Genomic DNA, 24741 nt, shown 5'->3' on the forward strand with positions numbered 1-24741 from the left:
GGTTCCCGATTGGAAACACCACCTGAAACAACATTAGGTTAGGCATTGCTTATCGACTTACGCTAGGCTCCGTTTATCTACCTTACCCCCGTCCACCCCCGTTACCGTGATGGTGCTCCCTCACGGGGCGCGGTCACCGGGCCCGGCATGGCTTATCTGCGTGAACATTTCCATAATCCGGGGTGTTGCCACCGGGCACCGGGGACAACCACTGACAGCTAATAGGGACACGGACCAAACAGAGGTCTCGTCGTAACGTGGGTGCCTGCAACGGATGTCCAAGACACCGGTGACCAGACGCAACAGAAGGACACCGCCATGGAACCGTCCACAACACCCGAAATCATCATCGGCCTCGACGTCGGCAAATCCGGCCACCATGCCTGCGCGCTGACCAACACCGGCGAGAGAATTTACGACAAACCACTGCCCCAAGATGAAGCTGCACGGCACGAAATCTTCGCGTCCATGCAGGCCCACAGCAGCGTTCTCATGGTCGTCGATCAACACAACACGATCGGCGCCCTGCCCATCGCCGTGGCCCGCGACTGCGGTTGCACGGTCGGAGACCTCCCCGACCTAGCCATGCGAAAAGCAGCCGATCTCTACCCTCGACGATCAAAAACCGACCGCCGAGATGCATTCATCATCGCCGACACCGCCCGCACCATGCCGCACACACTGCGGGCAGTCGACCGCGACGACGAGACACTAGCAGCGCTGAAGATGCTCGCCGGATTCCATGACAACATCGCCAAAGACGCCACCCGAACGAAAAACCGCCTTCGCAGCGTGCTCACACAGATTCACCCCGAACTCGAGCGCGTCTTTGCAGGCGAGATTCTCTCGCGCACGCTGGTGCTGGACTCGCTCATCCACTACGAAGGTCGACAAAACTGGCCGCCGCAGGTCGAGGCCGGGTCCTGAAGTGGATGCGCAACCGCGCCAAGAAGGACCTTGCTGCCCTGGTTGACGCAACTTTCGCCGCCCTTGCCGAGCAAACTGTCACGGTACCCGGCACTGCGGCAGCAGAATTGGTCATTCCCCAGCTGGCGGCGAACATCAAAGCGCTTCAAGCACAGCGCGACACGATCGCCGGACAAGTCGAGGAGATGCTCGAATCGTTCCCTCTTGCCCAGGTCTTGATGTCGGTGCCCGGCGTAGGCATCAAGACCGCCTCTAACATCTTGTTGTCCGTCGGCGATTGCCAGCCGGCATCACGCCGACCACCCGGCAGTCGGGTACGTCGGTCCGCGGCGAGTTTCCCACCAGGGCCGGCAATAAACAGTTGAAAAACGCGATGTTTCGATCGGCGTGGATCGCGTCGCACTGCCATCTCGCATCGCGCGACTACTACCTGCGTAAACGGGCTGAAGGGCAGAAGCACAATGCCGCGGTGATATGGCTTGCCCGGAGCCGCTGCAACGTCTTCTATGCCCTGTTGACTCGGCGTGAGTTCTTCCGAGAAATCCCTGCTAGAACCATCGCCACGGCTGCGTAGGCCGCTGCGCTGATTATCGCCGGCCCGCACGATGCGGCCCGGCGATCAGTCATGGCTACACCCCATACGATGTACGTGAAAGTCCCGCCTGACTATTGACAATCCACATAGGGACCCCCACACGGATCGGGACCGAGTGGCGGCCGGACCCCCGGCCCATGCATCCGCGCCGAAGCCGCGCAGAACCAGATTCACGGGCGGTAGCAGTAGCGGGAAGAGGGCTAATTTCACGTTCCCGGGAGCTTCAGGCTTACAGCTCGTCGATGTGCTTGCGCTTCGGGTAGACGCGCGGGCGGGCACCGGCAATCTCCTCGGCGATACGGATGACCTGGTTGGAGTAACCGAACTCGTTGTCGTACCAGACGTAGAGCACCAGGTGCTTGCCGTTGGCGATGGTGGCCAGACCATCGACGATGCCGGCGTGAGTGGAGCCGACGAAGTCGGTGGAGACCACTTCTGGGGAGTGAATGTAGTCAATCTGCTGACGCAGGACGGACTTCAGAGAAACTTCACGCAGGTAGTTGTTAACCTCGTCGCGGTCGACCTCAGTGTCCAGAGTCAGGTTCAGCACCGCCATGGAAACGTCCGGGGTGGGAACGCGGATGGCGTTACCGGTCAGCTTGCCCTCGAACTCCGGCAGAGCCTTGGCGACGGCCTTTGCGGCACCGGTCTCGGTGAGAACCATGTTCAGGGTGGCTGCGCGGCCACGGCGAGAACCCTTGTGGAAGTTGTCGATCAAGTTCTGGTCGTTGGTGAAGGAGTGAACAGTTTCGACGTGACCGAACTCGACGCCCCACTTGTCATTGACGACCTTCAGCACCGGGGTGATGCCGTTGGTAGTACAAGAGGCTGCCGACAAAATGTTGTCAGAGTCCTCGATGATGTTGTGGTTGATTCCGTAGACGATGTTCTTCACATCGCCCTTGCCCGGCGCGGTAAGCAGAACCTTGGCCACACCCTTGGACTGAAGGTGCTGCGACAGTCCCTCGCGGTCACGCCAACGACCGGTGTTGTCAATGACAATCGCATCGTTAATGTCGTAGGCGGTGTAGTCAACAGTTGCCGGGTCATTGGAGTAAATGACCTGAATCGGGGTGCCATTTGCCCAAATAATGTTGTTTTCGCGGTCAACCGAGATGGTGCCGTCGAATGCACCGTGGACGGAGTCACGGCGCAGCAGCGAAGCACGCTTGACAATGTCGTCCTCACCATTCTGGCGAACCACAATTGCGCGCAGGCGCGGGCCGTTGAACAGTGCCTCACGAGCCAGCAGAATGCGAGCCAGCAGGCGGCCGATGCGGCCGAAACCGTAGAGGACAATGTCGGTCTTCGGAGTCTGTGTTCCGGCACCGATGACGTCGGCAAGCTCACGCTCGAGGAACGCGCGCAGGTCGCCGCCTTCCTCTTCGAAGCTGGTAGCCAGGGCACCCAGGTCGATGGAGGCGGTGCCGAGATCCATCTTCACCAGTTCCTGCAGAATCGGCAGGGTCTGGCTCAGGGGCAGCTCCTGCGAGGTGATGCGACGGGCGTAGCGGTGCGACTTAATGATGCCGGTCTCGGTAACGTTTTCCAGTCGGCGGCCGAAGATTGAAGTCACGACATCATTGTTGCGACGCAGTTGCCCCAGGAGGGGAATCATCTGCTCTGCAAGGCTGATGCGCTCATTCCAGTCATTGCGCTTGATGGGGGCCGAATCCGACATAAATCCTCCTGGCTAAAATGAATATGAGTTCCCCCTCAAAATACCCCGCACACACTATTCACCGGCTATCGCCCTCAACTGGGTACCCCGTATTGTGGCCCAGCTTTCACCCAATCGGGGGAGGCCCCGGGAGGCGGCCCAAGGAAGAAAAGTGACCCTACTTACCCGTTAGAATAAAAGCCATGACGGAACCCCTGGATATCCAGCAGCAATCTCCCAGCCAGCCGCCATACCGCCTTGTAGTCACGGATATGGACGGGACTTTATTAAATGAAGACAAGGAAATCCCGGATTCCTTCTGGCCGGTAGTGACCGAACTGCTCGACCGCGGTGTCCACTTCGCTCCCGCGTCGGGCCGCCAGTACGCCACTCTGGCCGACCAGTTCGCCCCCATTGCACACCGAATCCCAATCATTGCGGAAAATGGCAACTATGTCGCGGATGCGGGCGAGGTGGTCTCGGTTACCAGTATCGACCACGACATCGTCACCCAGTTGGTACACGCAATCCGCCAGTTCAACGACAACCGCGTGGCAGCGGGTCGCACTCCTCTATCGGTTATTATCTGCGGCGCTGCCAGCGCATACGTGGAGTTTTTCCCGCCGCATTTCAATATTCCGGAGGAAGTGCAGCAGCTGCAGTTCAACGAAGCCGCCAAGTACTACTTGAAGCTGCAGAAGGTCGATGACGTCATCGCCGCTGCCGCCGAGGACGGCATCGTCAAAATTGCCGCCTTTGATCCTTACTCCGTCGAAGAGGAATCGGCCGATTATCTGCGTTCCCAGAGCTCGCACCTACGCGCGGTAGTCTCCGGTGCACATTGGGTCGACCTCATCGACGCCAACACTAACAAGGGCACGGCACTCGCCGCCCTGCAGGAGGCCCTCGGCGTCTCTCCTGCCGAAACTGTCTGCTTCGTTGATTACCTGAATGATCTCGAGCTCATCGACTACGCAGGCCGTTCGTTTGCCATGTCCAACGGTCACCCGGAAATCAAACGCCGCGCCACCGACATCGCACCGTCGAACGCGGAGGAAGGCGTCATCACGACGCTGCGTGAACTGTTCAACCTCTAACTGCAATTGACCCCTTACCCCACTGGAGCGGTAAGTTAGAAAGGTTGAACCCGATTCCCTTATTCCGATTTTCTTTTTAAGGAAAGCGTAGTTTCCCTGTGACCACTCTCGCCGAAGAAGCCGCACGCCGCCGCACATTTGCCGTCATCGCACACCCGGATGCCGGTAAGTCCACGCTCACCGAGGCGCTGGCGCTGCACGCTCATGTCATTAACGAGGCCGGTGCTGTCCACGGCAAGGCCGGCCGCAAGTCGACTGTGTCCGACTGGATGGACATGGAGAAGGATCGCGGCATCTCGATTGCCTCTTCCGCGCTGCAGTTCGAGTACCAGCCAGAGGGGCACGACGGCGAGCCGTACATGATCAATCTCGTCGATACGCCTGGTCACGCCGACTTCTCCGAGGACACCTACCGTGTGCTCACCGCTGTCGACGCCGCTGTCATGCTTGTCGACGGCGCCAAGGGTCTCGAGCCTCAGACGTTGAAGCTGTTCCGGGTTTGTAAGTCCAACGGAATTCCGATTGTCACCGTCATCAACAAGTGGGACCGCCCGGGTAAGGCTCCCCTGGAGTTGATGGATGAGATTGTCGCGGAGATTGGTCTGCAGCCGACTCCGCTGTACTGGCCAGTCGGTGAGGCCGGCGACTTCCGCGGTCTGCTGGAGCGCGGTGAGGACGGTGAAGCCAAGCAGTTCATTGGCTTCGAGCGCACTGCAGGTGGCGCCACTATTGCCGCTGAGCGTCACCTCACCCCAGATGAGGCCGCCGCAGAGCAGGGCGACGCCTGGGAGACAGCGGCCGAGGAGTCCGAACTGCTCTCCGCCGATAGCGCTGACCACGACCAGGAGATGTACCTCGCTGGCGACACCTCTCCGGTGATTTTCGCCTCTGCCATGCTGAACTGGGGTGTCCACCAGATCCTGGACACTCTCTGCGAGCTGGCTCCGGCACCTGGTGCCCGCGAGTCCGACCCAGCTGCCGTTGCTGCTGCAGCGGCTGGCGGCCAGGGGGCTATCGTCGAAAAGCGCGAACCGACGGATGATTTTTCGGGCGTCGTGTTCAAGGTGCAGGCGGGTATGGATACGCACCACCGCGACAAGCTGGCGTTCATGCGCGTTGTCTCTGGCGAGTTTGACCGCGGCATGCAGGTCACGCATGCGCAGTCGGGACGTAGTTTCTCCACAAAGTATGCTTTGACCGTTTTCGGCCGGACACGTTCAACTGTGGAGACGGCCTACCCGGGCGACATTGTCGGCCTGGTCAATGCGGGTTCACTGGCGCCGGGCGACACGATTTACGAGGGTCGCAAGGTTCAATTCAAGCCGATGCCGCAGTTCGCGCCAGAGCACTTCCGCACCCTGCGCGCCAAGAGCTTGGGCAAGTACAAGCAGTTCCGCAAGGCTGTCGATCAGCTCGATGCCGAGGGCGTGGTGCAAATTCTGCGCAACGATGCCCGCGGCGATGCCGCCCCGGTGATGGCCGCGGTCGGTCCGATGCAGTTCGAGGTCATGATGGCACGCATGGAAAACGAGTACAACGTCGAGGCCATCGCCGAGCCCATCCCCTACTCCGTCGCCCGCCGCACGGACGAAGAGACCGCGCCTGAGCTGGCGAAGCAGCGCGGCGTGGAGATTTTCACCCGTTCCGACGGCGCCCTCATCGCCCTCTTCGGCGACAAGTGGAAGCTGTCCTTCATTGAGAAGGAGCACCCGGAGTTCACGCTAGAGACTCTGGTCGCGGACTAGAGTTTTAAGGAGATTTCACCAACATTGAGCCAACCGGTTGAGCTTCCTCCGCAGCCAAGTGCATGGCAGCTTTTTACTGCCTTCCACTCCCGTGCGCAGAGATGGCCAGGTGCCCTCCGCGCAGCACTCGCGCTATTCCTGCCGGGTGCCGTGGCACTTCTCACCGGACATGGCTCGGAGATGCTCCTTATCGCCGCTGGTGGTTGTGTGGTCATCTATGGCGAAGGTCACCCCTACCGCAGTCGTCTGCGCGTGATGTCCATCGCCGGGCTATGCCTGATCGCCGGAGTTATGTCCGGCAGTTTTGTCGGCTCAGTGGTCCACAGTGAGATCGCTTCCGGCGGCAGCAATCTATGGCTGCTGCTCATTGCGCTTTTTACGACGATACTGGCCACCATCGGCGCTTTCATCCAAAACGCACTGCGCCTGCCACCGCCAGGTTCATTCTTCATTGTGATGGTCTCCGGCGGCACAACAATGGTCGCCCGCCTTGGCTTCAACCCGGTTGAAACCGCCATGTGGGCTACCGTTGGTGTGCTTTCCGCGATAGTCATCGGAATGGCACCGCGGTTGTGGAATCCGCATGGTCCCGAGATGGCAGCTGTCCAATCCCTTGAATCAGCCATCGAGGCGATGGAAAAATCCGACTCGACGTCGTTCGCCGTTCATCACCAGGCACAAACTGCACTCACCGACGCATGGGAATCGCTTGCCGACGCAGGCATCATCCGTGGCAGCAAGATCGTCAAGCCCTCCCATACGGAACTGGTCAACCGTGTCATTGCCGCTCATCAGCGGCTGATTGCTATCCGCGGACGCTTGGGCGTGCACGGCAGCGCTGTGGACATCGTGGACACGCCTAACCTCTTCGACGAGACACAGACAACCATTCCACTCGCGCGACCAAGCGTGAGTTACCGAATCTTTCGCTCTTTCGATCGCTATTCCCATGCGTCAATGACTGCGACAAAGGTGGCTATTACTGGCGGCTTAGCCGGCCTCATCAGCGTGCTAGTCGGTCTTGACCGGCCTGACTGGGCGGTGGTCAGCGCATTGATGATTCTGCAGTGGGGTCCCGACCGCACCGCTGGTTCGATCCGAGGGATTCACCGCATGGTGGGCTCGATTATCGGCATTTTCCTCTATACGCTGCTGTTTTCCTTCGGCCTGGACAGTTGGACGCTGCTTATCGCGCTTGCAGCCTGCCAATTCGGCGCGGAGGTTCTCGTGGTGAAGAACTATGCGCTGACGACAATCGTCACCACTCCGCTGGCGCTGCTGCTGGGCGGAAACGTCGCTGGCGAGCTCGCACCGATTGTGACCGATCGTGTCTTGGAAGTCGGTATCGCCTGCGCGCTGGCTCTCGCTGCCCTGCATTTCTGGCCAACCGAGAGCATTGAGAAGCACTACCTGCGTCACATTCCGCGCTGCTATCGACAGATGGGCGCACTTCTCGGCGCGCTACTAACCGGCACTCCGAATCAGGCACTCGATATTCGTCGCGATCTTCAGTATGAGCTGCTCAGCGAGCGCCAGGCCATCTCTTCTCTGGCCACGAACAATCCTGAAACTGCCGCTCCACACTGGGATGGGCATAGTCGCATTCGCACGGCCGGCTACTTGCTGTTGGACTACTGCCGTACGCACCCAGATATTAGGCCTTCTCACGAGGAGATTTCCAAGCTCACCGAAGTGGTTCAGGCAGCTAAGTCCGAGGAATACTAGTCCTCCGGTAGCGGCGGCTCCTTGCGCAGATCGCGAGCAGTCGCCCACCGTACCTCGCGCGGTTCCTCCTCCGAGCCCCGCGAACGGAACTTGGCCGCGATGTCCTTCAACGAAGACGACAGCGGGGGCAGCTTCTCCAGCGCGTCACGGCCGGCATCCCAGGCATCGGCGGCAATATTTTCCGCTTTCCGACGGAATTTGCGGACCTTCTCCTCGCGCTGACGCTTAGTCTCTGCCGCGTCATTTTGCCGCTCGCGCTCACGCTCAAAGGCGGCAACATCGCGGGCCTCCGCGTCGGAAAGCCTCTTCGAGGCGTGTGCCGCGGCGTCCCACGACTCCTCCAGCGATTCCGCGAGGTGCAACATGGCATCGATGCGCTTTTCAACCTCACGCAACTTCTCGCGGTAGCCCCGTTGAATGTCGTAGCGGCGCATGAGGCGGCGGGCACGAGTGGCCTCATTGCGCCAGGTGATGATTGCGCCCTCAGAAATCGACTCATCGACGACGAAACGCATCGTCCACGGGTCGACATCAGCGCTGGCCAGATTGTTGCGTACCCGCTCCTCGCGGTCGAGGACGTCCTGCACGAGACTGCGGGCACGCTCTTCGGCTTGATGGGCGCGGTTGGTACGGGAGTTATCTGGTCGGAAGCTCACCTGGACTATCCTACCGCTCGGCTGCCGCCAAAGCCGGTACTTGGTCGGTCTCGGAGCTCTTCTGCTGGTCATTGTCGCTCTGGTGCTCGAGGCGAACCCAGGAGACAAAGCCCCAAATAACGAAGCAACCGTAGAAGAGGTACAGCGCCGCCGACGGGTAGTAGCCGCCCCTGAGCAGCAACGGCACTCCCACGGCGTCAACGGCAATCCAAATCAGCCAGAATTCGTTCCAACCGCGGGCCATACCCCAGGTCGCCAACATCGAACCGACGAAAATCCAGGCATCGGCCCATGGCCCCCACGACCCCAGCAACTCAAACACGTTAGCGCAGATGACTGTCGCGAAAATGGCGACTGCAAGCATCCCAATGCGTTCCGACGCCGTCGCCCACCGCGGCTCAATTGCGACCTCGTCACCGCTCTGATTGCGGCTCTTGACCCAGCTGAACCACCCGTAGAGGCTGACGACGATAAACATGACCTGACGCCCCGCCTGGCCATAGAGATCAAGATTTTGCGGCGTGTGGAAAACTCCGCCGAGGAAGACGGTAAACAGCAAGGCATTTCCGATAATGCCGACCGGCCAAGCCCATACCTTGCGCTTCATGCCTAGGAAGGCACATGCGAGGCCAAAGAGGTTACCGACAATTTCACGAATCAAGATTGGTGCTCCCGCCACACTGAATTGTGCAGTGAGGAAACCCACCAAAAAATCCGACACGTATTCCACGAATTATTCAACTCCTTCTCTTTCATCCGGACTATGACCGTCGGTTTCGGATTCCAACCGAAATCTGCTTGTCCCCTACCTGATGACCCTTCTGGCCACAGGCAGGGCGCTCGTGGACTTGTCTGCGTCAGCCGCAGCATCACCACCGGTGAGGAATTTCACCTCGCCCTGAGAATGCGATTTCAACGTTAGCACTGTCGCCTTGCGCGCATGTGCATTTTATTCAATGAGGTTTCAATATGAAGTTCCAATACAGCTCCGAACTAAATTACGTATCTATAATGCGCAGTATGAGCCAAAAACCCCGCCAGCCACGTCCTTCCCGCCCCGCCCGCCGCTCCCACCACAAGCGCTCCGCTGGCTGGGTTCCGGACCAGCACGGCGCCTGGTTCATGGTTACCATTCCCCCGCTGACCGCTCTCGCCCTCAACCCCACATGGGCAGGCCTTGCCGTCACCGCAACCTGGATGCTCGGATACTTCGCATTCTTCGCCGTCAGCGTCTGGCTCCGCTCTCGTCACCAACGCCGCCACCTCGCACCCGCCGCCACATACGCCGTGCTCACCGCCGTCACCGGCTGCATCGCACTGCTTGCCGACGCTACCCTCCTCACCTGGGTCGCCCTCATCGCCCCTCTTGCCGCTATCGCTATTTGGGAAACCTACCGCCGCCGACCGCGCTCACTTCTCTCTGGAGTCTCCACCGTTCTGGCCGCTAGCCTCATGGTGCCCATCATCGCCGGCCCAACCCCGAAAGCCTGGGCAATTGCGGCTATCTACGCTGGATATTTCGTCGGCACCGTGCCCTATGTAAAAACTATGATTCGCAAGCGCGGCAACCGCCAGTGGCTCATCGGCTCAGTCACGTACCACGTTCTCATTACCGCCGCGGCCATCATCGGGTGGTTTCTCCTCCACGACCGGGACCTCATCAGCTTCGGTGTGCCCATCGTCGCGTTTGGGCTTCTCATCAGGTCTTTTGCCATGCCAATCTCTGGCGCTCACCGCGCTCGGCCGTGGACTCCGAAACAGGTCGGAATCCTCGATGCCATCTTTGGAGTCGCCGTCGTTCTGGCCGCGTGGTAAAAACAACGGCGGGGACATACTTTGGGGATTTTTGGGGGAGGGGATGAAGTCTATGACTTCCACCAAACACGCAGTCAATCACGCAGTTTCCGTCTCAGACTTGGCCGCTAGCCTGAACTCACGGCCGGCACCACAGTCGGGCTGGCGCAGCTGGGTTCATAAGGCCACATGGGGCGCAATTTCGCCGCGGGAATCGTCGTCGGCACGCAGGCAACGCGAGCTGATAGAGCGGGTGCGACAGCCTATCTACGGTGACTACAACATCGCTGTTATCAGCGTGAAGGGCGGCGTTGGCAAGACGTCGACAACCATGTGCCTGGGCGCCACACTTGCGAGCCTTCGCAGTGACCGGATCGTCGCAATCGACGCGAATCCGGACTTTGGCACCCTCGGCGCACGCGTCACCGCAGCCAATCCCGCATCCATTCGCGATCTGCTCCGAGCCCCGGATACGGACAAATACGCGCAGGTCCGCGCATATACATCACACACGCCATCACGGCTGGAGGTTGTCGGCAGCGACCAAAATCCGACATCGACTATCGCGCTTTCCGACGGCGAATACTGCGCAGCCCTCGACATCCTTCGGCGGCATTACAACGTGAGCCTGACAGACTGCGGTACCGGCCTGACGCAGCCCATCTCCGCTTCGATTCTGTCTGCGGCCAATTGTCTGGTGCTGGTCACCACGCCCGCACTGGACGGCGTGAAAAGCGCCTGGACGACATTGGATTGGCTTTCAGCGCACGGCTTCGAACGGTTGGTCTCTACCACTGTCGTGGTGGTCAATGAGCTAAATAAACAGGGGCTGTCCACAGAGACCGTGCACGAGCTATTTGCCCAGCGCTGCCGCGCAGTGCAGGTAATCCCCTATGATCCGCATATCGCGAATGGTGCCAATATCGAGCTGGACAATCTCCAGCCGGCCACCACCCAGAGTTATCTCGAGTTGGCGGCCATGATTGCCGATGATTTCGCGCCGACGACTGGCCGCCACAGCTTTGTCTAACGCAGGGCTCGCTAACGCAGGTGCTGTCGAATCTCCTCGACGTCGACTTCCTGCGCGGTAGCGGGTTTAAAGGCGGCGTCGCGGTCCTTATCCACCAACACTGCCCGCACGCCCTCGGCAAAATTGGGGTGCTGACGCATGTAAGCGCCAAGCTTCATCTCCCGGTCAAGAGCCTCCTGCAGCGTGACCTCGTGGGCGGAGTTAGCCGCATAGAGTTCCACGGCTGCCACGAGACTCTCCGGGTTGGCAGGTGCCAGCAGATCATGGAAGGTCTCCACTGTTGACGATGCACAGGAGCCCGCCTCAGTGGCTTCGTTGAGGGCTCGCTCAATCTCCGCCCAGGTATCAGCCCCAAAGCAAGCCTCAATGCAGTCGCTCCACTCAGCCAACTGCGGATCCCCGAGCAGCTCACGAGCCTCAGCTGAGTCCACATCGAGCGCGTACTCCGCGAGCGCCGAATCAATCCCATCCCGGTCCAGGGCCGCAACAAACTCGTCCAGCTGTGCGGATGGCACCGTATGTGTCGCCCATCCAGCCCACAGCATGTCCGCAGCAGTTAGGCGGTAACCGGTCAGCCCCGTAAACCGCGCGATTGCCGACGAGGGCCCTCCCAACCGCGTGTTCACATGCTGCGAAAAGTGAGTAATGCCAACGTCGGGAATAAAGCCGATTGCCATTTCGGGCATGGAAGCGCTGGCACGCTCAGTCACGACTCGGTGGGAGCCGTGCATGGAAACACCCAGGCCACCGCCCATAGCGATGCCATCAATAATTGCGATATATGGCTTGGACTGCGCGAACTCCGCAATCAACGCGTTCATCTCGTACTCATCCCGGAAAAACTTCTCCCCCTGCTCCGGAACGCCATCGAGCACAGCCTGCCGAACTGCGCGCACATCACCACCGGCACAAAACGCCTTGGGGTGACCGGATGAAACAACAATGTGGTCCACCGAGTCGTCGTCACGCCATGCGCGGAGCCCCTCGACGACTTCGGTGACCATATCCAAATCGAGCGAGTTTAGTGCCTTCGGCCTATTCAGCCGAAGGTGACCAGATCGCCCGTGGACTTCTCGCAGCACCTTTGGCTCATCGACCTCGGTGCGTGCAGTGCCAGAACCGTTATCAGTAGCAGTCATGCCACCCAGTGTGACACAGATAACTAACTAGGGAAAGGTTCTGACGGGAAAGGTCCTGCTGCGAAGGTTCTGCCGACCAGAACCTCACTGAGACTAAGAAGCTACTTCTTCTTGCTCTTCTTGTCCTTCTTGTGCTTCTTGCCCTTCTTCCCGGACTTGCCTTCACCCTTCAGACGGTCAGCCTCAAGCTTGGTGGCAACATCCGGTACATAGCGGAACTCGGTGCGTGGCGGGCGCTCATAGGTGCCTTCCGACTCCGGGCGCTCCGGAATCTCCGGCACTTCGCGCTGAATGTGCTCGTACGGAATCGTCGTCAGCAGGTGGTTGATGACATTGATACGCGAACGCTTCTTATCCTCAGACTCAACCGTGTACCACGGTGCGGACGGGATATCGGTGTGGATGAACATCTCATCCTTTGCACGGGAGTAATCCTCCCAGCGGGTGATGGACTCCAGATCCATCGGCGAGAGCTTCCAGCGGCGCAGTGGATCCTCACGACGGGACTTGAAGCGGGCAACCTGCTCCTCGTCCGAAACAGAGAACCAGTACTTGCGCAGGATAATGCCATCTTCCACCAGCAGACGCTCAAAGATTGGAGCCTGATGCAGGAAGCGACGGTACTCCTGCGAGGTGCAGAAGCCCATGACGCGCTCTACGCCGGCACGGTTGTACCAGGAACGGTCAAAGATCACGATTTCACCGGCAGTCGGCAGCTTTTCGACGTAGCGCTGGAAGTACCATTGACCCTGCTCGCGGCTCGTCGGAGCCGGCAGAGCCTCAATGCGACAGGTACGGGGATTCAGGTACTGCGTGATGCGCTTAATGGCCGACCCCTTGCCGGCAGCGTCACGACCCTCCATCACGATGACAATTCGGGCACCGGTTTCTACCACCCACTGCTGCATTTCGACGAGCTCCGCCTGGAGCTTTTTGAGCTCGGCCTCATAAGCCTTCTTGTCGAGCTTCGGTGGGCGCTGGACATCGTCATTATTCATAGTCCACAGTTTACCCGGCGCCTGGCCATGACCCTATTCGGCGGGTTTAACCGAGGGCCACTCAAAGAGTGGTGGATGCGGAGTTTAGTCACGCGAGTAAAGACGCAGCGTGACCTGCGCAACAAGGCCGGCGAAGACCATCCCGATAACGACCACAATCGGCGCTACCACGCCAATATCACCGTTGGTCAGCGGCGCCAGGAGCTGTGCCTTGTACAGGTTACTCAGCGCCGGATCGATGACCGTCGCCTTGCCCAAGAACAGCGCACCAATGGCTAGCACACCACCAATCAGCGACGCAATCACAGCCTCGAGGACGAACGGCGCCTGCGTGAACCAACGGCTGGCACCGACCATCCGCATGATCTCAACTTCCTTACGACGCGAGAACGCCGCAATCTGCACCATGTTCGCAATCAGGAACACAGCGGCAACGGCCTGCACCGCCGCCAGTAGGAATGTGGCATTTCGCACCGAATCCAAGTTCTGCGCAGCAGTACCGACTTCTTCATGCTGGTCAGTGACGTGATCAACCTGCGGTAATTCACGAATTGAATCCAGCGGACTGACATCGGTCGGGTCAGACAGACGCACCATAACGAGTGCCGGCAGCGACTCCGGCGTCGCATTTTCCACGAGCACGGGGTCACTGTCCTTGAACATCTCCACGAAGTGGTCAAAGTTTTGCTGACGATTTCGGAAAGTAACCGATTCAATGCCGTCAGCCTCTTCAAGCTTGGCGACGACCTCAGCACACTCCGGCGAGGAGCAAGTTTGGTCTTCAGCGGAGATTTGTTCATTCAGCTCGACCTGAACTTCTACTCGATCGAGATAGAGATCCTTCGTGCGGCTGGTCTGCTCAGTAACCAGGATGCCCGTCGCAAGCAGTGCCAATGACACCGCAGTCGTAATAATCATGGCAATTGTCATGGTCACGTTTCGGCCCAAGGAGGAGAAAGCCTCACCGAGGACAAAGCGAGTCTTCATAGGTCAGTAATACCTTTCGAATGAGTTCTTCTACCGATGGACTGTCTGCTAATTGTTCAGGCCGTAAACACCCGTGGCGTCGTCACGCACGAGACGCCCCAGCTCCAGCTCCAACACGCGGCGACGCATGGAGTCGACAGCATCGTTGTCGTGAGTCGACACGATAACGGTCGTGCCCATGCGATTGATGCGGTCAAGCAAGAGCATGATGTCACCGGAGGTGCTTGGGTCGAGGTTGCCGGTGGGCTCGTCGGCAAGCAAGATGAGCGGGCGGTTGACGAAGGCGCGAGCGATGGCAACCCGCTGCTGCTCACCACCGGACAACTCGTGCGGGTAGCGGTTTTCCTTACCCGAGAGCCCGACCATTTCGAGCGTTTCCGGAACTGCCTTGTCGATTTTCGCCTTCGACTTACCAATCACCTGCAGCGCGAACGCGACATTTTCGTACACAGTCTTCTTTGGCAGAAGGCGGAAGTCCTGGAAGACATACCCCACCTTTTGACGCAATTTCGGGATGTTGCGGCGAGAAATCTTGGTCAGATCCTGGTCTGCAACCGTGAGTTTTCCTGAATCCACTTTCTCTTCACGCACCATAAGGCGCAGGAAGGTCGACTTACCAGAGCCCGACGGTCCAATGAGAAAGACAAACTCACCTTTATCTATGTGGACTGAAACGTCGTCGAGAGCTGGTCGGCTAGAAGTCGAATAGGACTTGGTAACCCCGTCGAAAGTGATCATAAATAGACACTCTAATCACTTAAGCCACTCAAGTCACTCTGGAATGTGCGAAACTAGGCGCCGGGATGGCGGGATTATGGGGACGGGCAGCGGCGAACGCTAACCCCCCAGAGCGTGCGACCACACGAAAGCTCACGCCGTAGCGATATTCGAAACTATTTTCCCTAAAAAATCTTTAAATACCCCTTTACTTCGCTTACATGTTCGATTAAAATGAGTCATGAAAGATTAAACACGAGGATTGAAAACACCAAATAACGTCGCCGAGCTGCTTAAAGCTCGGGAAATTGACACTCAGAGTTAGTCGAAAATACTTTCCCTATCTCTTCCTTATTTCAACATTTCAACGTCCAGGCCTTATCTTTCAGGGGGATTCAACAATGGCCAGCGGGGAACATATACCACGGAAACGCACTTACGCTGCGGCGATGGAAGCAACAGCGCCACGTTTTCACCATGAGATTTCTCAAACAGCACCAGCACGTCTTGGAATTGACCGAAATCGAGCTGACTTGAAGCTTGCCCTTGCTTGTGTTCCCTCTTCTTCAACAAAAGATGTCGAAGATTACATCGCCAAAATCGCTCCAGCTCTTGGCATGTCACGTGGGAGAACTCTCCAATACATCGATGTTGGGATGCAGCTAGAGCGACTCCCGCGGTTGAAAGAGCTACTGCTCAAACGCGCACAGCTACCGCTTCCCCACATGCGGGTCATCGCCACGGCCATCCTTCCCTTGGATGACGCCTCTGCTGTGAAATATTTCGAAGACCATCTCCTCGAGCTGATCACACCGAGAGTCAATGGTGAAGTTCTTCGCGGAGTTCGGAGCCTTCAACAGAATATTCAGCGACTTATTAATGAAGTCAGCCCGCTATTGCGCCCTAAGAATGAGTACGACCCGCCGATTACTTCGTTTCAAAAAGGCATCGAGCAAAAAGCTGGCGAATCTATAAAGTTCGAGTTAAAGGACAACCTCACTGAAGTCACCATGGAACTGATGCCTGAGCGGGCAATTGAGTTTCAGAAAGTCTTGGAAGAAATCACCGCTGATCAAGACTGCAACTTCGTCGAGGCTTTTTCACACCTTCTGCACGGGACTGCTCAGGTCACCGCCACGTTGAATCTGTACTGCCCACTTACTCAAGACAAGCCCCAAGAAGCCTGGATCGGAGGCCTGGGGTGGATCAACAAAATCGCCACTGAATCCTGGCTCGATCGGGTCACTAGCATCCGGCTACTAGCGGACGAGAAAACGGAAAAGTACTCGCCAACAGAGCGACAGCGTACTTACGTCCAAGGCAGAGACGGCACCTGTCGCTTTCCCGGATGCGATGTCGATGCAACGAAGTGCGACATCGACCACATTCAGCCGTATAACCACGAGAATCCCGAAGGAGGTGGCCAAACCGAAACGCCCAACCTCCATTGCCTATGCCGCCGCCATCACAATCTAAAAACGGCCGGTCTTTGGCATGTCGTGCGCGATATCGATGGTGTGGAGTACTGGACCTCCGCCACTGATCACAGCTCCGAAAAAGCTGCGCTCATCAGCACAGAATCAGGGCCGCTCTCCGGCCACGGTCGCTACTCCTTCGACCTGCGCAAGACAAAGAAAGCGCAGACGCTCAAAGAGTACAACGAGCAGAGGTTGGAAAACCTCCGCGAATCACAGGAGCTGACAAACCAGGCACGCGAAGAACTGGGAATGAACAAAAACGAGAGAAACGCAGAAGCCGACGAGCCCAGCAAACCGGAAACACCGGAAACCCCGGAAGCGCCCGAAGACGAACCGCCCTTCTAGCGCTACTCCCCTTCGGACTGCTGAGCCATGCGCCAGCGAATACCGGCCTCAATGAAACCGTCAAGGTCACCGTCGAGGACCGACTGTGGGTTGTTGACTTCGTATTCGGTACGTAGATCCTTCACCATCTGGTACGGGTGCAGCACATAGGAGCGCATCTGGTTACCCCACGAGGCATTGCCGCCTGCGCCGAGAGCATCCAGCTCCGCGCGCTCTTCCTGGCGTTTCTTCTCCAGCAACTTCGCCTGCAAAACACGCATGGCAGATGCCTTGTTCTGGTGCTGCGACTTCTCGTTCTGGCAGGTCACCACGATGCCGGTTGGGACGTGCGTAAGTCGGACCGCGGAGTCCGTGGTGTTCACCGACTGCCCACCAGGGCCGGAGGAGCGGTAGACGTCGATACGCAAATCTGACTCGGGGATGTCGATGTGATCCGTTTCCTCCACAACCGGCAGCACCTCAACCTCAGCGAAGGAAGTCTGGCGGCGCCCCTGGTTGTCGAAAGGACTAATACGAACCAGACGGTGCGCACCCTGCTCGACCGAGAGGGTGCCGTACATGTACTCGCCATGGACGACGAAAGTGGCGGACTTAATACCGGCCTCTTCAGCGTAGGACGTGTCGTAAACCTCGACCTTATGCCCGTGCTTGTCGGCCCAGCGCAGGTACATGCGCATGAGCATCTCGGCCCAGTCGGCGGCATCCACGCCACCGGCACCGGAGCGGATGTTGATGACCGCCTCGCGCTCGTCGTAAGGCCCCGAAAGCATCGTCGTGACCTCGAGGGATTCGATGGCGGCACGCAGCTCTGCGCGTTCGGCGTCGGCCATCTCGACGGCGTCGGAGTCGCTTTCCTCTTCCGCGAGTTCGTACATCACGGAAAGGTCGTCGAGGCGCCCGCGCAGAGAATCAATCTTTTTCATCTTCGCCTGTGCCTGCGACAGTGCGCTGGTGACCTGCTGCGCGTGGTCGGGGTCATCCCACAGCGACGGGTCGGCGGCCTGGGCTTCCAGCTCCCTGATCCGGTCGGAAAGCTCGTCGACATCGACCACCTTCTCAATGGTGGTCAGCGTCGCGTCGAGTTCTTTGAGGTCAGCATTCAGATCCGGGTTCACGGGTACTACCTTAGCTATACCGCCTGTTTCGGTGCACAATAGGACGTATGTCTGAATCCACCGCCAGCCAAGATTCCAGCCAAGACCTAGAACTCTTTCTCTCCCAAGTATCCGAGTCGATTGTGGCATCGGATACCAGTGTTGCGGTTGCCATCGTGAAGCGTGCCGCTGCCATTGCCGCTCGCATGCGCGACGAAGGCCTGGTCACGGAGTACAAGACATCGATTTCCGACGTCGTCACCGCGGCCGACCGCGCAGCGGAGAAGTTCGTCGTCGAGGCTTTGGCCGCGCTCCGCCCGGAGGACGGCATTCTTGGCGAGGAGGGGTCGGCGAAGGAGTCCCAGACTGGTCGCACGTGGGTGATTGACCCTGTCGATGGCACCTACAACTTCACCACTGGTTCGGACTACTGGTGCAGCGCATTGGCGCTGGTTATGGGCGATGCGAACAATCCGGATGAGGTCATCCTCGGCGCCGTGCACCGTCCGGCCACGGGCGAAAGCTGGGTCGGTGGCCCCGACCTCCCGACCACTCGTATCAACATCGACGGCACTGTTGACGATCTCCGGGTCACTGATCACCCGCTGTCGGAAGTCTGCGCAGCTACCTACCTCCACACCACGGTGGTGAACTCGAGCGAGGAATCCGAGGTCACAGCCACAAAGTCCTGGTTGGATGCGGTGTCCCGCAGCGCTACCTGGCGCATGCTGGGCTCGGCGTCGGTGGATATGGCCGGCGTTGCCGACGGCCGCGTCGGCGTGTGGTTCCAGCGCGACGTCGCCGCCTGGGACTGGCTGCCTGGATACGCGCTTATTACGGGTGCAGGCGGCGAATGCACGTCGGTGGGGCGCTGGAAGCTTGCGGGCTCGAGTGGCCAGGTCGCAGAGCTGAGTGAGGTTCTGCGCTAGAATTTCGGCCATGACCACCTCTTACTCCGAAGATCTCGCCCTCGCACTCTCGCTTGCCGACGCAGCCGACGACCTCACTATGTCCCGCTTCGAGGCGGCCAATCTAGTCGTCGAGTCCAAGCCCGACCTGACACCGGTCTCCGATGCCGATATCGCGTGCGAAAAGCTGCTCCGCGAGATTCTGTCGGACAAGCGTCCAAGCGATGAGGTTCTCGGCGAAGAATTTGGTGGCGAAGCTGTGTTTGAGGGTCGCCAGTGGGTCATCGACCCCATCGACGGCACCAAGAACTTCGTGCGCAACGTCCCGGTCTGGGCCACCCTGATTGCTCTGTTGGAAGACGGTAAGCCAGTTGTCGGCGTGGTCTCCGCTCCTGCGCTGGGCCGTCGCTGGTGGGCATCTAAGGGCGACGGCGCGTTCAAGCGCGTGCAGGTCGGTGGCCGGGAAGCCACCGAGCGCCGCATTGAGGTCTCGAAGGTCGCAGACATCGCGGACTGCTCAATTTCCAACTCTTCGCTCACCGGCTGGGCCAAGCGCAATCTGCGCGACAACTTCATCGGTCTTACCGATGACGCCTGGCGTCTGCGCGGCTATGGCGACTTTTTCTCCTACTGCCTGGTGGCCGAGGGCGCGGTCGATGTCGCCGCGGAGCCGGAGGTTTCCCTGTGGGACCTGGCAGCGCTTGCAATCCTGGTGGAGGAAGCTGGCGGCCGCTTCACTTCCCTAGCGGGAGTTGATGGCCCACACGGCGGGGACGCGGTTGCGACGAATGGGTTGCTTCACGACTCCGTCGTCAAGCGCCTGGACGGGTAAACAGGGTTTCCAACCTATCGCAATTTGCGACGAGCGGCTCGCTATCTCCCGTCCGCGTGACCGATATCCAGGATACGTCGCAGCTCAGCAAATACCTCAGGGCGTACCTCATGGGTTACCACCCGTCCACTCTTAGACCTAGTTAGCAGCCCGGCATCCGCCATGGTCTTTAAATGATGCGACACCGTCGGCTGACTAAGCCCAGAAACAGCGGCCAGCTCCCCCACGGTCATCGGACTACAGCCAGCGGCAGCGAGCTGAGACAAAATTTGCAGGCGCGCCGGTTGCGCCAGCGCTTTGAAGAGCGTTGCCGCAGCCTGCGCTTCCGCCGCGTCGAGAGGCCGACCGCCAAGTGCACAGCATTCTGAGATTTCGTCCATACCTGTTGAGGCTACACGGTCCCCTCTAAATATATTGACAATCATCGATATATTGATTACACCGGAAACTATGACACAGACTACAAAGTCACTCAGCTTCCTAGATCGCTTCTTGCCGCTATGGATTGCAGCTGCAATGGCAATTGGCCTCATTCTGGGCAAAATTACACCGTCACTTGTGGACTGGCTGGCCGAGGCAAAAATTGCGACAATTTCCGTACCAATCGCCATCGGCTTGCTGGTCATGATGTACCCACCGCTCGCAAAGGTTCGATACGACAAAACGGGCAAAATTTTGACATCCAGGAAGCTGATGGGCATCACAGTCTTCCTCAATTGGATTCTCGGCCCCGCACTGATGTTCACCCTTGCCTGGATATTCCTCAGTGATAGTCCAGAACTGCGCACTGGCGTGATCATCGTCGGTCTCGCCCGCTGCATTGCAATGGTTTTGGTCTGGAACGACCTATCTTGCGGCGATACTGAAGTCGCTGCCGTATTGGTGGCCGTAAACTCGCTATTTCAAATTTTCATGTTCGGCGCTCTAGGGTGGTTCTACCTGCAGATTCTGCCCTCCTGGTTGGGACTGGAAACCACTTCCGCCTCCTTTTCTTTTTGGGCAATCACACTATCCGTAGTGGTATTCCTCGGTATTCCACTTCTGGCTGGCGCGGCATCACGCATAATTGGTGAACGCACCCGTGGTCGCGACTGGTATGAAAATGAGTACTTGCCCAAAATCTCACCATTGGCACTTGCCGGCCTTCTATACACAATCGTGTTGCTCTTTGCGCTTCAGTCACAGCAGATTCTTGAGAATCCCTGGACCGTTGCGAAAGTGGCACTACCACTAGTGATCTACTTCCTCGCCATGTTCGCGATCGCTCTCGCTTCGGCCAAGGCCGCGGGCATGAACTACGCAACCTCCGCATCGATTGCCTTTACGGCCGCCGGAAATAACTTCGAGTTGGCAATTGCGGTTGCGGTTGGCACCTTCGGCCCATTGTCCCAGCAAGCACTTGCGGGAACGATTGGACCACTTATTGAAGTACCCGTACTCGTTGCACTTGTCTACGTCACCCGCTGGCTCAGGCCACGCCTATTCCCCAATGACCTTTCCGTACCGGACAAACTATAGAAAAAGGATTCTGAAATGAAGGAAATCCCGAAGGTACTTTTCATCTGCGTGGCAAATGCCGGTAAATCCCAGATGGCCGAGGCCATTGCGCGTGCAAAATATGCCACGCAGTTCATCGCCCTTTCAGCAGGAACGAACCCCAAAACTACTACCAATGCGCTTGCAGCCAAATCAGTTGCAGAAATCGGCGCTTCTATGGACGGTGCATCACCAAAGCCGATTGACCCCACGATTCTCCGGACTGCAGATCGTGTTGTCATCATCGGCGATGCCGCTCATGTAGAGCTCCCCTCGGACGCTCAAGGCTCACTCGAGCGTTGGCTTACTGACGAGCCTTCAAAACGAGGCATCGACGGAAAAGAACGCATGGACCTGATTCGCGATGACCTCGAGCGCCGTATCGACGAGTTAGCTGTCGAAGTCCGTTCCACTAAGAATCCCTAAGCGGCAGAATCCAACAAAAGCCGCCTTATCGCCAGCGTAAGCCACACGACTGCGCCGACGCCTGCGATGAGACCGAGGAGCAGGAATATCAGACCGACTCCCCAAAGCCCGGTGGCGTCGTCGGTGCCGGCGATGATGCTCCAGCACAGGGCGTAGCCGGCGACGGCAGCCCACCAGGTGGGCAGCAGGTTCAGAGTTGGGGCGGGCACGCGCATCATGGCAGCGGCAGTGAGGACGACCATCGCAAAGCCGCTGCAGAAAACCTGCCATGGCGAGTAGTTGTATTCGCCCTCGGGCATCCACGCGAGCGTACAAAAGCAGATTAAGAATGCGGCGACAAAGACGAAAACCGTGTGACCATAGGCGATGCGCTCACCGTACTTTTTGGCCAGCCACGCGGTACCTACCCATGCGAGGACAGTGGGAATGGCAATGATTAACAGATACGCGAGGAAGACGCCTGGCACCTCGGACCAGGTGAAACTCGTCAGCATTGATCTCATGCACCCAGGTTACGCATAAGCCTTGAGAGTTCCGAGGGGATTCTGCCACAGCTGATGCGTGGCCACTGCCCTTGCCGCATCCCGCACGATTGATTGACTGGCGCGCTGAATCCGCAGGTCGCTGGGTCCATGTGCTTCACGACGCAATTGCTGTGCAATCAATTGCACTCCCTGGGGATCAGTTGTGAAAGCGTCCCCTGCAAAAACCACGGTTGTGGGATCGACAATATCTATGGCCAATCGGACTATGCGCCCGAGGAGCTCGGCACGTTCATCGAGAAGGCGGCGGGCGACGCTGTCGCACTTGGCAATCTCGACTAAGTGAGCAAGATTTGTAGCCGGGATTCGCTGTGCTCGAGCAGCATTGACCACCGCGCTGTTCCCCAACGGATGGGTCCCTTCTTCCACCTCAAAGGTGCCTGACTGCGCTATCTGGGAAAAGGCTCTAGGCGCCACACCGCTATGCGGCCGGTGTACTGCCCCATGAAAGATCCAGGCATGGGCGATAACCTCACGGGCATAAAAGTAAAGAGTTGACTCATTCTTTTGAGGGGTGGCAACCAAGGAACCGTCGTCAAGCGGTGTGTGCGCGAGCTCTGAGCCGGCCATTGCACTGACCCCGGAAGCGACAAAAACTGGTTTACCCAGGATATCTGCAATGATTTCGCCCGCAGCAACACCGTCCCAACCATAGACGGATGAGGTTATGGAACCGCTGTTGTCCACGTGCTCAGAAAACGCGACGCCCACCGTTACCGGCTGCGAGAGACCGCGGGCGAGCTTGTGCGCTTCCTGGCAGATTCTTCCCAGCGCATCGGTGGCGCTGTGCTCAATGATCCGCAAGGGAATTGACTGAGCCCGCAGCACTCGGCCAGCTGCATCGCTGATAACAATTTCCGTGCTGCGTGCCCCGATGTGAATACCCCAGACCACAAGGTGATGACCGTCTATGACCAATTGTTCTGCGGGGCGCCCGGCGCGGATGTCGTGGCCGGGCTCTATTTGTGTACGGACAAGCCCCGCATCAATCAGCGTATTGACGTAGCGGGTGACGCTCGGCTGGGAATAGCCCAGCGTTTTTACCAGAGTGGCACGACTGGGCTGGCGCATGACTCGAATCTGGTGCATTACTCGCGCTATTGGCTGGCTAGGCTGAGTGAACTGGATGTTGCATGCCTGTGCAACGGGGGCTGCGATTCGAGTACTTATTGCCATGCCAGTGAATTATAGACAATACTGTCTACCTTTTGTACCGAGTTGTCTATTTTTCCCGTGACGCCACGAACAGGCCACTAACAGCGGATATTCACGTTGTAAAAAATCCTCGACCCCATAGTAGACCACGTGGTCTACTTCTTGGCATGGCAGACAACAACACCGTAACTCTTCATTGGTTCCTTCCCACCTACGGCGACTCGCGCGCCATCATGGCAGGCGGACACGGAACCGATCCGCATATCGGGGAACGAAAAGCAGATCTCCACTACCTAACTCAGCTCGCACTCGCGGCAGAGGCCAATGGCTTCGAATCCGTGCTCACTCCTACCGGGCAGTGGTGCGAGGATGCGTGGCTAACCACCGCAGCACTCATTGGGAGGACAACGCGCCTGAAGTTCTTGGTCGCGCTCCGCCCCGGGCTAGTCAGCCCAACAATCATTGCGCAACAGGCACAGACTTTCCAGGACCTCTCACATAATCGCTTGTTGGTCAACGTCGTCGTCGGTGGCGAGGATCACGAGCAACGAGCTTTTGGGGACCACTTGAACAAGCAGCAGCGCTATGCGCGTGCCGACGAAGTTCTCACAATTACCAACCATCTCCTCACAAATCCAGACCCCATTGACTTCAACGGACAGTACCTAACAGTGGAGGGAGCACAGCTGAAATCCCGCCCGCAGGTCGCGCCGCCAATCTACTTCGGAGGCTCTTCCAAACCCGGCATTGACGTTGCCGCCAAGCATGCCGATGTGTACCTGACCTGGGGCGAGCCACCGCAGAAAGTGTCAGAGAAGATTACGCGCGTTCAGGCTCAGGCCGATCAGGAGGGCCGGGAACTGGGCTATGGCATTCGACTGCACGTCATAGCCCGCGAAACTAGCGAAGAAGCGTGGGCTGTTGCCGAACGGCTACTCGCGGACCTCGACCCCGACACTGTCGCACGCATTCAGGCGGGGCTGGCTCGTTCACAGTCGGAGGGGCAGCGTCGGATGACCGAGCTGCACAACCAGGGCGGCCAGTTCACCACGGGCGCAACAGCCCGCGACCTGGAAATTGCGCCGAATCTATGGACGGGAGTGGGCCTGGTTCGCGGCGGAGCTGGCACCGCCTTGGTTGGCTCCTACGAGGAGGTCGCCGAGCGCATCGCCGAATATCGCCACATCGGCCTTGAGCATTTCGTTTTGTCTGGTTATCCGCACCTCGAAGAGACCTACCACGTCGGCGAAGGCGTCGTCCCCGCATTACAGCGCCTGGGCATCGATGTCACCAACCACGACCGCCGCAGCACATCTCAGAACAACGCCGTACCTTTCGTCCCCGCAACTCGATAG

At 58.5% G+C, this 24741-nt stretch carries 22 protein-coding genes, 1 pseudogene and 1 riboswitch; of the genes and pseudogenes, 12 read left to right on the top strand and 11 right to left on the bottom strand.

All coding sequences use genetic code 11. The features are described from left to right. Positions 1–318 precede the first annotated feature (318 nt). Positions 319–1501: pseudogene (locus CORAM0001_RS11050) on the top strand (IS110 family RNA-guided transposase). Between the two features lie 250 nt (positions 1502–1751). Here CORAM0001_RS11050 and CORAM0001_RS05630 read toward each other — a convergent pair. Then, positions 1752–3203 carry a glyceraldehyde-3-phosphate dehydrogenase gene (locus CORAM0001_RS05630; RefSeq protein WP_005510607.1) on the bottom strand — a complete coding sequence of 484 codons (1452 nt, stop codon included), beginning with the start codon at positions 3201–3203 and terminating at the stop codon, positions 1752–1754. Between the two features lie 182 nt (positions 3204–3385). Here CORAM0001_RS05630 and CORAM0001_RS05635 point away from each other — a divergent pair, with 182 nt between their 5' ends. From CORAM0001_RS05635 to CORAM0001_RS05645, 3 genes are all read left to right on the top strand, one after another. After that, the gene (locus CORAM0001_RS05635) at positions 3386–4279 is read left to right on the top strand and encodes a Cof-type HAD-IIB family hydrolase (RefSeq protein WP_005510640.1); all 894 of its coding nucleotides are present in this window, start codon (positions 3386–3388) and stop codon (positions 4277–4279) included. Positions 4280–4377: 98 nt separating this feature from the next. After that, positions 4378–6024 carry a peptide chain release factor 3 gene (locus CORAM0001_RS05640; protein WP_005510659.1) on the top strand — a complete coding sequence of 549 codons (1647 nt, stop codon included), beginning with the start codon at positions 4378–4380 and terminating at the stop codon, positions 6022–6024. A 24-nt stretch (positions 6025–6048) separates the two neighbouring features. After that, positions 6049–7749: an FUSC family protein gene (locus CORAM0001_RS05645; protein ID WP_005510674.1), complete on the top strand. Its 1701-nt coding sequence runs from the start codon at positions 6049–6051 to the stop codon at positions 7747–7749. Here the strand turns inward: CORAM0001_RS05645 and CORAM0001_RS05650 are convergent. Both CORAM0001_RS05650 and pnuC read right to left on the bottom strand, forming a co-directional pair. Continuing rightward, positions 7746–8405, bottom strand: a complete 660-nt coding sequence (locus CORAM0001_RS05650) for a hypothetical protein (protein ID WP_005510626.1) — start codon at positions 8403–8405, stop codon at positions 7746–7748. The two genes, CORAM0001_RS05645 and CORAM0001_RS05650, sit on opposite strands and share 4 nt — an antisense overlap. A 10-nt stretch (positions 8406–8415) precedes the next feature. After that, positions 8416–9135, bottom strand: coding sequence for a nicotinamide riboside transporter PnuC (gene pnuC, locus CORAM0001_RS05655; protein ID WP_005510692.1), 720 nt, complete (start codon positions 9133–9135; stop codon positions 8416–8418). 10 nt (positions 9136–9145) lie between these two features. Then, a riboswitch (FMN riboswitch) is annotated at positions 9146–9315 on the bottom strand. A gap of 110 nt (positions 9316–9425) precedes the next feature. Between pnuC and CORAM0001_RS05660 the strand changes: the two genes are divergently transcribed. After that, complete coding sequence (locus CORAM0001_RS05660) at positions 9426–10220, top strand: YwiC-like family protein (protein ID WP_425265861.1); 795 nt, start codon at positions 9426–9428, stop codon at positions 10218–10220. Positions 10221–10272: 52 nt separating this feature from the next. Continuing rightward, the gene (locus tag CORAM0001_RS05665) at positions 10273–11229 is read left to right on the top strand and encodes a MinD/ParA family ATP-binding protein (RefSeq protein ID WP_100066801.1); all 957 of its coding nucleotides are present in this window, start codon (positions 10273–10275) and stop codon (positions 11227–11229) included. Between the two features lie 11 nt (positions 11230–11240). Here the strand turns inward: CORAM0001_RS05665 and CORAM0001_RS05670 are convergent, their stop codons facing one another. The 4 genes from CORAM0001_RS05670 to ftsE form a co-directional block, all read right to left on the bottom strand. Continuing rightward, positions 11241–12368: a 3-hydroxyisobutyryl-CoA hydrolase gene (locus tag CORAM0001_RS05670; RefSeq protein WP_005510615.1), complete on the bottom strand. Its 1128-nt coding sequence runs from the start codon at positions 12366–12368 to the stop codon at positions 11241–11243. Positions 12369–12469: 101 nt separating this feature from the next. Beyond that, positions 12470–13366 carry a polyphosphate kinase 2 gene (ppk2, locus tag CORAM0001_RS05675; RefSeq protein WP_005510603.1) on the bottom strand — a complete coding sequence of 299 codons (897 nt, stop codon included), beginning with the start codon at positions 13364–13366 and terminating at the stop codon, positions 12470–12472. Between the two features lie 84 nt (positions 13367–13450). Continuing rightward, on the bottom strand, positions 13451–14353 hold the full coding sequence (gene ftsX, locus CORAM0001_RS05680; RefSeq protein ID WP_005510688.1) for a permease-like cell division protein FtsX: 903 nt from the start codon (positions 14351–14353) through the stop codon (positions 13451–13453). 48 nt (positions 14354–14401) lie between these two features. Continuing rightward, positions 14402–15091, bottom strand: coding sequence for a cell division ATP-binding protein FtsE (ftsE, locus tag CORAM0001_RS05685; RefSeq protein ID WP_005510639.1), 690 nt, complete (start codon positions 15089–15091; stop codon positions 14402–14404). Positions 15092–15519: 428 nt separating this feature from the next. Here ftsE and CORAM0001_RS05690 point away from each other — a divergent pair, with 428 nt between their 5' ends. Beyond that, positions 15520–16893 (top strand): HNH endonuclease signature motif containing protein, encoded by a 1374-nt coding sequence (locus CORAM0001_RS05690; RefSeq protein ID WP_005510586.1) that lies wholly within the window; start codon positions 15520–15522, stop codon positions 16891–16893. A gap of 2 nt (positions 16894–16895) precedes the next feature. Here the strand turns inward: CORAM0001_RS05690 and prfB are convergent, their stop codons facing one another. Further along, complete coding sequence (prfB, locus tag CORAM0001_RS05695) at positions 16896–18008, bottom strand: peptide chain release factor 2 (RefSeq protein ID WP_005510591.1); 1113 nt, start codon at positions 18006–18008, stop codon at positions 16896–16898. Positions 18009–18055: 47 nt separating this feature from the next. On the opposite strand from prfB, the gene CORAM0001_RS05700 reads away from it, so the two are divergent. Then, the gene (locus CORAM0001_RS05700) at positions 18056–18916 is read left to right on the top strand and encodes an inositol monophosphatase family protein (RefSeq protein ID WP_005510602.1); all 861 of its coding nucleotides are present in this window, start codon (positions 18056–18058) and stop codon (positions 18914–18916) included. Between the two features lie 10 nt (positions 18917–18926). Beyond that, positions 18927–19727: a histidinol-phosphatase gene (gene hisN / locus CORAM0001_RS05705; protein ID WP_005510593.1), complete on the top strand. Its 801-nt coding sequence runs from the start codon at positions 18927–18929 to the stop codon at positions 19725–19727. Positions 19728–19768: 41 nt separating this feature from the next. Here the strand turns inward: hisN and CORAM0001_RS05710 are convergent, their stop codons facing one another. Then, positions 19769–20107 carry an ArsR/SmtB family transcription factor gene (locus CORAM0001_RS05710; protein WP_016423238.1) on the bottom strand — a complete coding sequence of 113 codons (339 nt, stop codon included), beginning with the start codon at positions 20105–20107 and terminating at the stop codon, positions 19769–19771. 70 nt (positions 20108–20177) lie between these two features. Here CORAM0001_RS05710 and arsB point away from each other — a divergent pair, with 70 nt between their 5' ends. Beyond that, positions 20178–21245, top strand: a complete 1068-nt coding sequence (gene arsB / locus CORAM0001_RS05715; RefSeq protein ID WP_040361320.1) for an ACR3 family arsenite efflux transporter — start codon at positions 20178–20180, stop codon at positions 21243–21245. 15 nt (positions 21246–21260) lie between these two features. Beyond that, positions 21261–21689, top strand: a complete 429-nt coding sequence (locus CORAM0001_RS05720; protein ID WP_005510671.1) for an arsenate-mycothiol transferase ArsC — start codon at positions 21261–21263, stop codon at positions 21687–21689. Here the strand turns inward: CORAM0001_RS05720 and CORAM0001_RS05725 are convergent. Both CORAM0001_RS05725 and CORAM0001_RS05730 read right to left on the bottom strand, forming a co-directional pair. Continuing rightward, a complete protein-coding gene (locus CORAM0001_RS05725) occupies positions 21686–22183 on the bottom strand; it encodes a hypothetical protein (RefSeq protein ID WP_005510608.1) in 498 nt (165 codons plus the stop codon). The two genes, CORAM0001_RS05720 and CORAM0001_RS05725, sit on opposite strands and share 4 nt — an antisense overlap. 18 nt (positions 22184–22201) lie before the next feature. Beyond that, on the bottom strand, positions 22202–23407 hold the full coding sequence (locus CORAM0001_RS05730; protein ID WP_005510590.1) for an ROK family transcriptional regulator: 1206 nt from the start codon (positions 23405–23407) through the stop codon (positions 22202–22204). Positions 23408–23553: 146 nt separating this feature from the next. On the opposite strand from CORAM0001_RS05730, the gene CORAM0001_RS05735 reads away from it, so the two are divergent. Further along, positions 23554–24741, top strand: a complete 1188-nt coding sequence (locus CORAM0001_RS05735) for an LLM class flavin-dependent oxidoreductase (RefSeq protein WP_005510647.1) — start codon at positions 23554–23556, stop codon at positions 24739–24741.

This window comes from Corynebacterium amycolatum SK46, from assembly GCF_000173655.1.
GTDB lineage: Bacteria > Actinomycetota > Actinomycetes > Mycobacteriales > Mycobacteriaceae > Corynebacterium > Corynebacterium amycolatum_A.